This is a genomic window from Parapedobacter sp. GCM10030251 (assembly GCF_042666505.1).
Taxonomy (GTDB): Bacteria; Bacteroidota; Bacteroidia; order Sphingobacteriales; family Sphingobacteriaceae; genus Parapedobacter.
In genome coordinates this window covers 89,771-103,893 of record NZ_JBHTDN010000002.1, presented here as the reverse complement: position 1 = coordinate 103,893, position 14,123 = coordinate 89,771, and the positions used below count along the sequence as shown (strand labels likewise).

Here is a 14,123-nt window from a genome sequence, read left to right as displayed (position 1 = left end):
TGTATGGGGTGTTGGTTCGTTATCTTACGGGTTTTTCAATTCTTGCGCCAGTTGATCATCAAGCAGTTGCTTCCATTCTTGGTATAGATCCTCGTAATAATCGGATGTTTGCGGCTCGATGGTTTTCAGCGCTTTCAACTGACTGAATGCTTCCTGAGGTGAGTTAAAAGCACCTGAACCAATGCCAGCACCCAAGGCGGCGCCGACGCTGCCGTCATTTTCATAGAGTTCAACAGGCACGCGGGTGATATCTACAAAAATTTCCGCAAATAATTCGCTCAGGAATAAGTTGGCCTGTCCTGCACGGATAATGGATGGATTCATGCCATTTTCGCGGATGATATCGAGTCCATAGCGAAATGCATAGGCGATGCCCTCCTGGGATGCGCGGAATACGTGTGAACGCCCATGGGCGTTAAAATCGAGGTCAATAAACCTTGCGCCGAGGATCTTGTTGTGAAGAATACGTTCCGCACCATTCCCGAACGGCAGGATTTTGAGGCCGTTGCTGCCGGGGCTTACCGCCTTACCGATTGTATTCATCTGCCGGTAGTCAACACCGTGTCCAAAATGATCTTTAACCCAGCGGTTTAGGATACCCGTCCCGTTGATGCACAATAGCACTCCCGTGCGCGGTTTTTCGACGGTATAATTTACGTGGGCAAACGTATTTATCCGCGAAGCCCGGTCATATACCAACTCATCGCTGACTGCGTAGATTACGCCGGATGTGCCAGCAGTAGCGGCCACCTCACCCGGTTGAAGCACGTTGAGCGAAAGAGCATTGTTGGGCTGGTCCCCCGCTTTGTACGAAACTGGGATACCGGGCTGGAGTCCCAACTGTTGGGCGATGTCTTTCCTTAAGGTGCCGTGCTCGCTGAATAGGGGACGGATTTCGGGAAAGATGGTCTGATCAAACCCAAAATATTGCATAACATCCGTTGATAGGCTATTGGTCCTGAAGTCCCAAAATACCCCTTCGGAAAGGGCAGATATACTGGTCGTGGCAGTGCCGGTCAATTTCAGGGCAATGTAGTCGCCTGGCAGCATAATTTGGTGCGCTTGGCGATAAACATCGGGTTCATTTGCCTTAACCCAAGCCCATTTTGATGCCGTGAAATTCCCCGGCGAATTGAGCAGGTGTTCCAACGCATGTTGCTGGCCTATGCGTTCAAAGGCAGTTTCACCAATTTCCACAGCCCGGCTGTCACACCAAATTATGGAATTTCGGAGGGCGTCGCCGTTTTTATCGACCACTACCAACCCGTGCATCTGGTAAGCAACGCCGATAGCAGTAATATCCTGAGGCTTGAAGGTGCCATGGGATGTCAGTTTTCGAATCGCCAACTTCGTCTGCTCCCACCACATATCCGGAGATTGTTCTGCCCAACCCGGTATAACAGAAAGAATGGTGTTTTCCTGGTTCTCAGGATACTGGGCAGAAACGATGCAAGCCTTCGTATCTGCATCTACTACAGAGACTTTTATGGAAGAGGTGCCGATATCAATACCTAAGAGTAACATTGGACCGTGTAAATAGGTTATAAATGCTAACGTTGGCATAAAGGTAGGAATTACTTGGGTATTTCCAAAATCTATCGTTATTTTGTTTACTTTTCCGCCGTAGAGCCTTTTGTCGTAGCGCCCGTCTTAGAAAAGGGGAAAATTGACAGGTGCGTGGCATGAGCATCGATGGAACAGGCCGAAGGGACCGATTTTAGCCGAACAATACGAGGGATGCCAGAAAAAAATCATAAAAAGACCGATAAATTAGTAAGTTTGAACCCCAACCCGATTCGAGTTTGAAGAAGATAACCATTTTAGACATTGCCAAGGAGCTGAATATTACCTTTTCAACGGTAGCCCGGGCGCTCAATGATCATCCAGCAATCAGCGCCGCTACCAAAAAAGCGGTCCGTGAAACGGCTGATAAACTCGGATATCGACCCAATAAAGTGGCTTCGTCGCTGCGTTCCGGCAAAACAAAGATTATCGGCGTATTGGTGCCCCGTTTAGATGTGAGTTTTTTTAGCTCGGTGGTGCATGGCATCGAGGGGGTTATGAACGAAAATGGGTATACGATCCTGTTATATCAATCGCAGGAATCTGCCAAACAAGAGAATAAAGGCATCGATACGTTTTTGCGTTCACGTGTAGATGGCATCATTGCTTCCATATCCCTGGAAACGGAGGGGGCCGGAGGATATCAGGAAATTAAAGAACGGAACATTCCGTTGGCTTTTTTTGACCGGGTGCCGCAGGGCCTTGACGTGCCTTCGGTCACCATCGATGATTACCGCGGTGGGTTCATGGCGACCGAACATTTAATTAAATCGGGCTATCGGCGGATCGTGCATATCAACGGATACCGGAATGTTCACATCTTCAATGAACGCTTACGCGGTTACCTGGATGCGTTGAAGCAATACGGCCTTCCCGTCGATGAACGCCTGATTGTCAAGGGAGATTTTTCGCTCGAATTCGGTCGTCAATGTGTCGGGGAATTGCTATCCGCGGGCACGTCATTTGATGCCGTCTTCACGTTGGAAGATTTCACCGCTATGGGCGTCATACAAGCGCTGAAGGCGTCCGGAAAGCAGGTTCCCGGTGAGGTAGGCGTGGTGGGATTCGCCAATGAGGCATTTACAAGTTTGGTAAGCCCGACGGTTTCTACCTTGGACCAACGTACGGTTGAAATGGGCGAACAGGTCGCTCAATTGTTCCTCAGACTACTCAAAAAGGGAAATTATTATAGCCACAAACCGGAGAAAATTGTATTGGCGCCGAAACTGCTTGTTAGAGAGAGTTCGTCGCGGTAAATGAACGTTGGAATGCAAGAGGTTTGACGGCAGAGCCTGAGCGGAAGATCCGCCCAGGCTGAATCGCACGTCAGATGTTGTACTCCGGCTTCCAACGTTGTGCAGTTTCCGTTTCGGCCGCCAGGTTACCCAAGTGGATCGCTATTGAGGTTCCATAAGCGGTTTCTGCGTTGGACTGCGGTGTGCGCCGTTCGGCAATGCACCGGACAAAGTCCTGTAGTGCCAGAATGGTGGGGTCTGGAAGCTTTTCTCCCGGCTCTTTAAAGCGAAGCTCTTCTGCTTCGCCCTGGGTTCGTGCCAACAGCGTGGCCCCGGTTACCCCATCTACCGTGCCCTGCTTGTTGTTGACCGATTCCGCAAAAAGAAAGGCGGTGTCACGTTGGATCTCCAAAGTCGCTTTATCGCCCAAAATCCGGATGCAGTACCCATTATAGGCGTTCGAAAGCACCGAGGTAACGCTCGCTTGCACCCCATCCGGATAGTCATAGATCGTTCGGATGTGATCGTAGGTTTCCCGTCCGTCTTTCCAGTAATTGATGCCACCTGATCCGACCACTTTGACCGGTAGGTGCCCGGTGAGGAAGTGAACAGCGTCGAGTTGATGTGCACACAATTCGGAAAGCGGCCCACCACAATATTCCCGATACATGCGCCAGTTCACGATCCGTTCCATCTTCGGGTCGTTCACGGGAAAACGCCAATTCGAATTGCGATTATATTGGCATTCAAAGTGTGTAATTTTGCCCAGCCAATTGTTCGCGATGATTTCCTTTGCCTTATGATACAGTGCAAAATAGCGATATTGGAAACCGACCAGAAACACCAGGCCCGAGTGCCGGACGCGTCGGGTCAACTCCAGCGTCTGGGGGATGTCGTATGCCAGGGATTTCTCCAAATATACGTGTTTTCCCGCATCAAGCGCATCGATAGACATGGGGTAATGTAAGTATAGCGGTGTCGCGATTACGACGGCGTCAATGGTCTTATCTTCCAATAATTTCCGATAGTCCGTGTACATTTTGGCTTTGTTGCCCGTTAACGCCACAGCGCGTTTTAAAGGGTCGGGTTGGATATCGCAACAGGCAACTACTTCAACCTGATCGAATGCCGATAGCATCTTGGTAAGTCCTGTGCCCCTGGAGCCCGTGCCGATTATTCCGATACGCAGCGACGAAGCTTTTTTACGATAAGGGTTCCCATTAGCGTGCAGAGCCAGTGCAGAAACAGCCAGTGCACCGGTTGATATAAATTTCCTTCGTGAATATTCCATTTGCTTCCTTTGTTTACCTATTACCTGATAATGCTATTCAATGGTTTCCAACGGAGGTACATTTCTTTCCGCGCCGTCGTATCCAATATTTTGGTTAATCACCCCTTGCGTGTTTGCCGTAATCACCGATGAAGGGATGGGCCATAGTACGTGAAACGGTCCCATATTTGCCTCGTTGCCCAGCAGTTGTATTTTTTGCTCGTAAGTGGGATTATATTTCATTACCCGGTCAAAATAATAATTTTTCTCACTAAAATTGGCAAGCGCGTATCCATTCAGACCTTGCTTGGCCAGAATGTAAGACACGCGGACCAGTTCGGTATGCCTGGGCTCCTCGGCAAACAGTTCGCGGGCACGCTCGTTAAAAATAAAATCGAGGCTCACTTCCGACGCTTCGACCGGCAGCGCACCCGCCCGCTCCCGTACCTGATTTAAATCCGCGGCGGCAAGGTCCAGTTGCCCTTTCCAATAATACGCTTCTGCGCGGAGCAAGTAGGTTTCCGCCAGCCGGAACACGTACCAGTCGCCATTCCCGCCCTGTGGATTGACGTTTGGATTGCGTTCGGGGACATAAAGAATATAATGAGGAACCGCATAAAGGTGTTTAAAGGTATCCACTGCGGCAGCAAAGTAATCCGGATTGACGGGCTTACCGAAATCTTTGGAAGTGGGGTTATTGTAAAGATATTCGTGTTTATCCACCCAATTGATATCGGCTCTTCGCAGGTCCGTGGTGTTCTGCCAGGTCTGGTCTTTGTACGTCCACAGATCGTATTGATAAAAGCCGGTCAGTCGCACATTGGCATTTCCCCGGCCCAGCGAATCGTACATCGGGCCGGAAGCCACCATGCCGGGTTTGCCTTCGCTGTCGCGTACCTGGATCTGGAACCACTGACAACCGTAATAGCGCATCGTGAAAAGTCCTAAAGAGCGCGCATCGGCGGGTGCCTCATAACGGTCGATGTTGGCCAGGATTGTTTCCGTATTCTGGGGAATACTCACATTTTCCGGCCGGTGCAAGTCCCAGAGCAAATTCCGTTGCGCATCCTGTGCAGACGAACCGAACCGGGTTTTCATCAATGAATACGGGCCATTGATCACCTTGGACGCGGCATCGATCGCCTTGTCAAATTCGCCATTGGCCAAGTACACTTTGGTCAGCAGGTGATTGGCCGCCCCAACGGTCAGTTCCCCCGGTCCGGCGGACACTGGCAGCCATGCTGCCGCGTATTCCAGATCAGCCTGGATTTTGTTAAGGATCGCCCAACGGCTGTGACTGTAAAAGTCCAGCTTCGGACCGGAAATTTCTTCGCCGATAAAAGGCACGTCTCCATAAGTGTTGATTAACCGGTAATACCAATAGGCACGGTACCACAGGCCTTGCGCCAATAACGTGTTTCGGGCTTCTTCGTTCTCCCATTCGATGTCGTCGATATGCGTAATCAGCGTGTTGCAGTTCTTGATGGTTCCATATATCAATGTGAACATTTTCAAGAAGTTGTAATACACATCTGTGTTTGGGGTCAACTTGTAAAAATCCAGCTGGGACCAAGGTGAACCTAAGTCGGAAGCTGCAAATTCCATGATTAAGTTATGCAATCCCTCTCCCATATTGTGGGACTCAAGATTCATGTCTTTTCGGATCGTAATGAGCAACGATTCCAATCCTTCGGGGGTGTTATAAACATTTTCAGGTGTGTAGAACGATAGCGGTTTCGGTTCCAGCCACGATTCGTTACAGCTTGACAATCCCATCAGTCCGATCGCAATTAAGATATATTTGAGTGTTTTCATGATATTCAGCATCAGGTGTTACAGTGAAAAATTAACTCCAAAGGAAAAGGTCCTCGGCAAGGGCATCAAATTCGCGTTGGTCGCATAGCCTCCGTTTGAGGGATTATAGCTGGGCACCGTCTCCGGATCCCAACCCGGCCACCGATCGAACGTGAGCAGGTTTCGGGCCGACGCGAATATGCGCAGGTCGTTTGTGTGAATTTTGCGCGCAAGTTCTTCGGGCAAGGTATAGGACAGTGAAACATCCTGCAAACGCACAAATGAACGGGGTTTGAAGATCCGTATTCCACCGCCGAACGCGGTCGTTACGGTATTGAGCCGGGGATATTCATTGTTGCCATTTTCCGGTGTCCAGTAAGGCAGATCATACGTACTCCTGCGGTCGTATGTATCAGATCCACCTCTTCGTTCTGCTTCGTTGAAATACCCCATATGACCGAGTTCCGCCCGAAGAAAGAATGAAAAGCTGAAGTTCTGTAAAAAGTCAAACGTATTGCGCAAACCCAGCCGGTGGCGCGGCTGTTCGTAACCGATAAATTGCTTGTCGGTAAGCGCATCATATACGTAGTTGCCATCCACATCCACGACTTTGAAATCGCCCGGCTTCAGGCCGTATGCCGCCGCTTCCTCCGCTTCGTTGCTTTGCCAGATACCTAATACTTTATAGTTCCATATCCGGTCTATCGATTGTCCGGGAAACCATTCATTGGAATAATCCGGCAATTCCTGGTATCCCGATTTGCCATTAACGGTTACGTCTCCGTAATCACCGAACAGCCTTTTGATCTTGTTCCGGTTAGCCGAATACACAAAGCTGCTTGTCCACCGGAATTTCGGTTTGCTGACATTGACGGTATTTACCGAGAGTTCCCATCCCTTGTTGCCCAGTTCGCCGAGGTTGGTGACGACGTCTGTATAACCGGTAATCTCTGGTAACAGACGTTCCATCAATAGGTCGGTGGTGGTCATGTCGTACACATCGGCGGTCAGGCTCAGCCGGTTGTTCAGCATGGCCAGGTCAATCCCCACATTTAGGGATTCCGTCTGTTCCCACCGCAGGTCGTAATTGGATAACGTGTTGTTATACACGCCAATCCGCGTAGCAGAGCCATCGTAGTACCGTGTTGAATTGACGGTCGCCAAAGCGGCATATTCGCCGATGGACCGATTGCCGTTTCGTCCCCAGGAAACGCGCAGTTTCAGGTCATCGATGGCCGGTACCTGAAAGAAGGGCTCCTGCGATACGCGCCAGGCCAGCGCCAGGGCCGGAAACGTAGCGCGGGGGTTTTTGTTGCCGAAGGCCGAATAGCCGTCCCGGCGGATCGATGCCGTTAGCAGGTATTTGTCGTTAAGCGTGTAGTTTAAGCGCGCCATTGCCGCGTCGCCCGTGGCCCGCATATCATCGGCACCTACGTTATGGTCCGACCCGAACTGAATGCCGTGAAAGCCGAGTGACTCGTTGGGGCTGAATAGTTGGTTGCTCAAGTCCGATTGCCACCCTCTCAGGGATTCCGCACTATACAGCAAGGTCACATCAAACTGGTGCATCCCAAACGATTTATTCCAATGGATGAGGTGATCCAATATCCACTCGAAACTGGATGCATCGCGCCGCGTGGCGTAGCCGTCGGTATGCGTGGAACCCCCTTCGATGGTTGTGGATGGCCAGAAGTTATACAATTTTGTGAACTCATAACGCGGCTGGAATGAGATTTTATAGGAGATATCAGCCGGCAATTTGACCGTCATGAAAATGGAGGAAAACAGGCTGTTTACTTTATTGAACTGATCCTGCCCGCCGAGGTTGTTGATCACGGGGCTTGCTGTCGGAAAGTCGTTTGGATACCATTTTACGTTGCCATTTTCATCGTAGACACTTCCATAGGGACTCATGATGAACATGGCGCCTAAGTTCGGGATGATCGCTTGTTGATTTCGGTCGGAAAATTGGGCGTTAATGCCCGCCGACAACCAGTTGTTAAGCGTGAATTCGGTATTCACGCGGCTGCGTATGGTGTTGAATTTGTCTCCGATCTTAATGCCCTCATTGTCCTGGTAGCCCAGCGACCAGTAATATTTTACCCGTTCAGCGCCGCCATTGATCGATAGGTCGTAATTCTGACGTACCCCCTTTCGAAATACCTCGTCCAGCCAATAGACGGTCTTGCCGGCCAAGTAATTTTCGGTTTCGATATCGAAAAAGTTTAAGCGGCTCAGCCATTCCCGGGTGTTGTCAGCTTGTGGATTGTTGCTGGCATTCCGCCAGTCGTCCAAGGAAACGCCGGCTGGCAGTTCATTTGGATTCAGGTAATAATACGAGGGGTTGTTCGGATTGTTGCTGCGCATCAAATCCTGCCGGAATCGGATGTATCCTGCTCCATCATACGGTCTAAATGCGTGTTGCAGCTGTGCGATGCCCGTATTGGCGCTGACACTGATTTTAGGTGGTCCCTGAATTCCTTTCCGGGTGGTCACCTGAATGACCCCGGCTGCTGCCCTGGCTCCGTAAACCGCTGTCGAGCTGGCATCTTTCAGAATATCCATCGACTGGATGTCGGCCGGGTTAATATCCGAAAGGGAGCCGTTGTAAATGACGCCATCCAGTACGATCATCGGGTTGGTGGAGGCGTTTAGCGACTTAGGCCCCCGGATTTCCATGGAACCGCCGCCGGCAGCCGTTGTGCTTTGATTGGAGTTAAAACCCGCAACCGTACCGTTCAGCATTTCGGTGAGCTGCGTAGTCGGTTGGTTTTTGAACTGCGCCGCATCTACGCGGGTGATGGAGCCGGTCAGGTCACTCCGCCTGGCGGTGCCATAACCGATAACCACCACTTCCTCCATGGTTTCTGCCTGGGCAGACAGTAAGGAGAAGGTATAGGAAGTGAGTGCGCCAACGGTTTTTTCCTGTGTGGTAAAGCCGATGGATGAGCAGACCAGTGTGTCTCCCTCCGCCGCCTGGATGTGGAACAAGCCTTTTTCGTCAGTAGCTGTCTGTCGGGCCGTTCCTTTCACGGTGATGGTGGCACCTGCCACGGGTTCCTGGGTTTCTGCGGTTATCACTTTTCCTGATACCTCCGCGGGCTGTTGTGCCCGGACCAAAAGGGAGGCGGTTAAGACTCCCGTAATCGTAAGCAGGAGTACTTTAATTGGGTGAATAGAGATTCTTTCCATAATCTGTTGGTCAAATTTTTATTATCGGATTGTGTTCGTACATCATTCTGTCCGGACCGGATTTCTGTGCCCCTACTATTTTGCGTGATTTTATGAACGGCCGTTATATGAACGTACAGTTAAAAGCAGGGTAGGGGGTAAAAAAGAAAGAAAAAAAAGGAGTTGCACATAGGCAACCCGGCTAACGGTCAGCCGCTACGTAAATGGCGGTCCCGTTAACAATGGTGGCTTTAATAGTAATCTGTTCATCGAATATTACAATGTCTGCGTCTTTTCCAATGGCGAGCGAACCCTTTTTGTCGTGTATGCCCATGATCCGCGCGGGGGTGGTAGTGATCATCTGAACGGCTTCGGTGAGGTCGGCTCCTGCCAATGTAACCATGTTTCGGACAAGCCGGTCGGCGGTAGCTACGCTTCCGGCGAAGGAGCTACGGTCGGGCAGTTTTGCCACCCCGTCTTCAATGATGACTTTCAGGCCGGTATCTTTATTGCCGAGCACACTTTCTCCGGGGGGCATTCCTGCGCCCCGCATGGCATCGGTAATCAGCGCCGTCCGATGCGCTCCCTTGAATTTACGAACCATCTTCAGCAGCGGAGCAGGCAGGTGGACGCCATCTGCAATGATTTCAACATCCATTTCATCAAGGAGGAACGCGGCTTCGATCACGCCGGCATAGCGGAAGCAGTCGCGACGTGTTACGCCAGACATACCTGAGTAGAGGTGGGTGACCAGCGTATACCCATTTTCTACGGCTGCGACCACGTCTTCATAGATGGCGTCGGTGTGGGCCACGGCAGCCAAAATACCGTGCGATTGCAGGCAGCGTCCGAATTCGAGTGCTCCCGGTAGTTCCGGCGCGGCGCTCCATCGCCGGATATGTGGAGACGCAGCAAGGATTTCCCGGTATTCCGTTGGATCGGGATTGCGGATGTATTTCGGATCCTGCGCCCCCCGTTGGTTCAGGGCGAAATACGGCCCTTCCAGGTGCAAACCCACGAATTGGGCTCCGCGATTATTTTGGCGTTCCGCTTGTGCATAAACTTCCAGTGTCTTAAGCAGATCCGCTTTTTCGGCGGTGAGTGTGGTAGGGCATAAAGCTGTCGTGCCATAACGGGCATGGGTTTTTGCGATAGCAAGGTACGCTTCAACCGTATTATCCATAAAATCATGGCCACCGCCGCCGTGCACGTGCAGGTCAATAAAGCCGGGTGACACATAGGCGCCCTTGGCATCGAAGACCTCGACACCAGGTGCGTCGATATCGCCTTGCCGGATGTCGGCGATCTTGCCATCGACCACGAGCAAGGCGCAACGGTCGAGGATGCGATGGGGCGTGATGACTTTGCCGTTGATGATTTTCATTTGAATAATTATCGATTCGTTATCTATTTAAACGGATTAATGAAGCGCTTCGCTTGGTGTGTTTTTGTGGCTATGAAGCTTGCCTGAGCCGTTTTGTGCGGCAGCTCAAGCAGATTTTATCTTCACGTCCATTTTTTTATCCGGTAGCCCTTGAATGCATAGAAAATGAGGTACGCATAACACGGTATCAATATCCAGTACCCGTCGCGCAGCGAATGGTTATCGGCTAGGTAACCATAGAGGAGCGGCAGGATGGCGTTGCCGCAAAGGCCCATAATCAGGATGGAACCGCCGAGCTTCGTGAAACGTCCGAGACCATCTAATGCCAGCGGCCATATACCTGCCCATACGAGGGAATTGGCCAACCCCAGTAGTACCACGAACCATATCGACACATGGGTATCGTGCCCCAGGAATCGGATACTGCCCGTGGCAAAGAGGATACCGAATGAAAAAATCAGTCCAAGCACCGTACAAATGCGGAGGGCGGTAAGCTGACTGAACAATTTGGGCGTGCAGGCAATGCCAATCAGGTAACCAATAATCGTCGCCGAAAGGGTATAGGAAGGAAAGGTTTTCGCCTCTAACAGGTCGATACCCATCGAACCCGCATAACCGATAATGGTATCGATCGCGATCACTTGGGTGCCCACATGCAGGAAAATGGCCACGGCGCCCAAAATGAGGTGTGGAAATTGAAAGATGCTGGTTCTGCCTGCGTTGAGCGATGCCACCGCTTCGGTTTCATGTTCGGTATCGATCTCAGGGAGCGACGAATAGCGTACAACCAGTCCAAGCGCGAGGAGAACCGCGCTTACGCAGCCATAGGGCACGATGACGCGCCGGATCAGTGCGTCAAGCGTCTGCGTACGGGTTTGGTCGTCCATCAATGGGATCTGACTGAACAATTCGCTGTCCGTGGGGCGGAGGATAACAGCAGCAAACACCAAGGGAGCAAGGATGCCGGCCCCCTTGTTGCAGATGCCCATGATGCTGATGCGTTGGGCAGCACGCTCCTGCGGACCTAAGACGGTGATGTAAGGATTGGCGGCCGTTTGCAATATGGCGAGGCCGCCACCCAACGTAAATAACCCCAAGAGGAAAAGCTCATACATCCTGACCATGGCCGCAGGTATGAAAATAGCTGCACCCAGGGCCATCATCCAGAAGCCAGCCATCATCCCTTTCTTGAATCCCACCCGCTTCAACAGGTACGCCGAAGGCACCGACATGACGAAATACGCAATGTAAAAGGCAAACGCCACCAAATACGATTGGAAATGATTCAGTTCACAGGCGATCTTGAAGTAGGGGATGAGTATCGCGTTGACCCACGATACAAAGCCGAAAATAAAAAACAGCATCCCGATGATGAATATCGAACTGTAGGTTTGTCGTTTGGTCAATGACGACGCTGTTGTTGTTAGGGCCATAATTCGGTTTGTGATGTGAAAGCGGCTGCCATCCGTTGACGAAATAAACAGCCGCTCTGATTAATTACGGTTTGCTGAGCAATTTTGCAGACGCCTGGTCGAGGAAAAACCTGCAGTCGGGATGCTGCTGTAAGATACTGGCGGGATGCAGGTTGCTCACGGGATGCTCCAGGCTGTCTTTCACAGCTTGTGCTTTCCGGGCATCGGGTACCGAGCAGATGATGTGCGCGGATTTCATGATCTGGCGCACCGACATACTGATGGCCTGCAGGGGTACGTCGTCTACAGACGCAAACCATCCTTCGTTAAATTGCTGTGCCCGGCAGGGACCGTCAAGATTAACCACCAGATACGGTTGATCGGTGTCGAAATCCGCAGGAGGATCGTTAAAAGCGAGGTGTCCGTTTTCGCCGATGCCTACCAATGCCACGTCAATGGGATGTTGCCTAATCAGTTGCCCCAGTCGTTCGGTCTCCAACTGTGGGTCGGTTTCTCCGTCGATAAGGTAGGCCGCCTTTAAGGGAGGGACCTGTTCGAGAAAGCGTTCTTTCAGATACTTGCGGAAACTGGCTTTGTGTGTAATGGGCAAGCCGATATACTCGTCGAGGTGGAACATGGTCACTGCAGACCAATCAATACCCTCTTCGGCAATTAATTGCTTGATGGTCTCAAACTGGCTTGTGCCCGTAGCCAGTATGACGTTGGCCGTACCTTTCCGGGCAATCGTGTCCCGGATAATTGTTGCCGCAGCGGCTCCAGCTGCCTTACCTAATTCCTGTGTGTTGGAGAAAATATGGATGTTCATTAGATTATGAAATGTATTATACTAAGATTACGTCGGTGTTTGCGCCTTTTTCAAGGGAGATATCAACGGGTTGGTTGGTTTTCCAGGCCCCGTTTGTAAAGTCGGGGATGTCGATGGGTGCGCTCCGGTTGGCGGATGACCATTCGCTGAGCGGGCCGACGACGCTCCACGTCGCGGCATCGTAGACGTCCATATCCACGGGAAGGCCGTTCCGCAGGCAGTCGATGAGGCGCCAATCCATCAGGAAGTCCATCCCCCCATGTCCACCGACTTTTTTAGCCAGTTCACCCACTTTTTGGACGATTGGCGGTGTATATTGTGCTTCCAGTTTGGCAAACTCCGCCTCGCTCAACCATTCCTCATGTCCGGTGGCAATGCGTGGGGGAAGCGGGTATTTCTGAGCCGTTGCCTTCGTGCCACTTACAAGATGGATGCGAGAGTAAGGGCGTGGCGTAGACACGTCGTGCTGGAGCAGTATGGTCCGGCCTTTGGCCGTGCGAATGGTGCTGGAGTTCATGTTGCTTCGGGGAGTCGGCCCGACATGACTGCGCAATTCCGGGTATTCCTTTGCGGCTTCTTCAATGCGCTGCTTCAGCATGAAATCGTCCGACGCCATCGACGTCATGTATTCGAGGCGGTCGCCTCGGTTGATATCCATGGCTTGGCAAATCGGTCCCAGACCGTGCGTAGGGTAAAGATTGCCATTGCGATGGGTATTTTCTTCCAAACGCCAGAAGTCGTAGCGTCTTGTGGGATCAACCAAGCTATCCAGGATGTCATGAATGTATGCCCCTTCGCCATGGATCAGCTCGCCGAAAAAGCCTTGCCGTATCATATTGAGCGTAAGAAGTTCAAAGAAGTCATAACAGCAATTTTCAAGAATCACGCAGTGCTTGCGTGTCCGTTCAGACGTCTCTACCAGCTTCCAGCAATCTTCCACGGTCGTCGCTGCGGGAATTTCCGTGGCGACGTGCTTTCCGTGCTCCATTGCGTAAATCGCGATAGGTGCATGCAGTTTCCAGTGGGTGGCAATGTAAATGAGGTCCACATCCTCGCGTTCGCAAAGTTCTTTCCACGAATTTTCATCAGCCGTGTACAACGTCGCCTCGTGACCGGGCCCCTGAATGCGCTGTTTGGCGGCTTCGGCCTTTTCAGGTCTGATATCGGCAATGCCTTGGATGGAGACGCCTTGGATGTAGCTCATCCGCTGCACGGCGGCCGAACCGCGGTTGCCGACGCCAACAAAGCCGATACGCACATTCTCCAAGGGCGGCGCGGCGTACCCGCACATGTTGAATTGTTGCGTGTGCGACTGGTTTGCTTGCTGGCGGATGTGCGACAGCGACTCATCCGAGGTCTTGGTGTTCTCTGCACAGGCCACACCGAACAGGGAGGTGCCGAACAGCCCCGCACCTGCGAGACCGGATTGTTTCAAAAACGTTCTTCTGTTTGACATGTTTATAGACTT

Annotated in this window: 9 protein-coding genes; 1 reads left to right on the top strand and 8 read right to left on the bottom strand. The window is 51.5% G+C overall.

From position 1 onward, the window contains the following. Window positions 1-24: 24 nt before the first annotated feature. On the bottom strand, window positions 25-1,524 hold the full coding sequence (locus ACFQRK_RS06430) for a xylulokinase (RefSeq protein ID WP_379004784.1): 1,500 nt from the start codon (window positions 1,522-1,524) through the stop codon (window positions 25-27). Window positions 1,525-1,802: 278 nt separating this feature from the next. Between ACFQRK_RS06430 and ACFQRK_RS06425 the strand changes: the two genes are divergently transcribed. Next, window positions 1,803-2,819, top strand: a complete 1,017-nt coding sequence (locus ACFQRK_RS06425; protein WP_379004782.1) for a LacI family DNA-binding transcriptional regulator — start codon at window positions 1,803-1,805, stop codon at window positions 2,817-2,819. A 70-nt stretch (window positions 2,820-2,889) separates the two neighbouring features. On the opposite strand, the gene ACFQRK_RS06420 is transcribed toward ACFQRK_RS06425, so the two are convergent. The 7 genes from ACFQRK_RS06420 to ACFQRK_RS06390 all read right to left on the bottom strand — a co-directional run bounded on the left by ACFQRK_RS06420 (window position 2,890) and on the right by ACFQRK_RS06390 (window position 14,111). Continuing rightward, window positions 2,890-4,089, bottom strand: coding sequence for a Gfo/Idh/MocA family protein (locus ACFQRK_RS06420; RefSeq protein WP_379004780.1), 1,200 nt, complete (start codon window positions 4,087-4,089; stop codon window positions 2,890-2,892). A gap of 33 nt (window positions 4,090-4,122) precedes the next feature. Then, window positions 4,123-5,883 carry a RagB/SusD family nutrient uptake outer membrane protein gene (locus ACFQRK_RS06415; protein ID WP_379004778.1) on the bottom strand — a complete coding sequence of 587 codons (1,761 nt, stop codon included), beginning with the start codon at window positions 5,881-5,883 and terminating at the stop codon, window positions 4,123-4,125. Window positions 5,884-5,901: 18 nt separating this feature from the next. Beyond that, the gene (locus ACFQRK_RS06410) at window positions 5,902-9,054 is read right to left on the bottom strand and encodes a SusC/RagA family TonB-linked outer membrane protein (RefSeq protein ID WP_379004776.1); all 3,153 of its coding nucleotides are present in this window, start codon (window positions 9,052-9,054) and stop codon (window positions 5,902-5,904) included. Window positions 9,055-9,235: 181 nt separating this feature from the next. Continuing rightward, on the bottom strand, window positions 9,236-10,417 hold the full coding sequence (gene nagA, locus ACFQRK_RS06405; RefSeq protein WP_379004774.1) for an N-acetylglucosamine-6-phosphate deacetylase: 1,182 nt from the start codon (window positions 10,415-10,417) through the stop codon (window positions 9,236-9,238). A 122-nt stretch (window positions 10,418-10,539) separates the two neighbouring features. Beyond that, entirely contained in the window at window positions 10,540-11,850 is a 1,311-nt protein-coding gene (locus ACFQRK_RS06400; protein WP_379004773.1) for a sugar MFS transporter, read from the bottom strand. 64 nt (window positions 11,851-11,914) lie between these two features. Next, a complete protein-coding gene (locus tag ACFQRK_RS06395; RefSeq protein ID WP_379004771.1) occupies window positions 11,915-12,655 on the bottom strand; it encodes a glucosamine-6-phosphate deaminase in 741 nt (246 codons plus the stop codon). A gap of 16 nt (window positions 12,656-12,671) precedes the next feature. Continuing rightward, complete coding sequence (locus ACFQRK_RS06390) at window positions 12,672-14,111, bottom strand: Gfo/Idh/MocA family protein (RefSeq protein ID WP_379004769.1); 1,440 nt, start codon at window positions 14,109-14,111, stop codon at window positions 12,672-12,674. Between the last annotated feature and the right edge of the window lie 12 nt (window positions 14,112-14,123).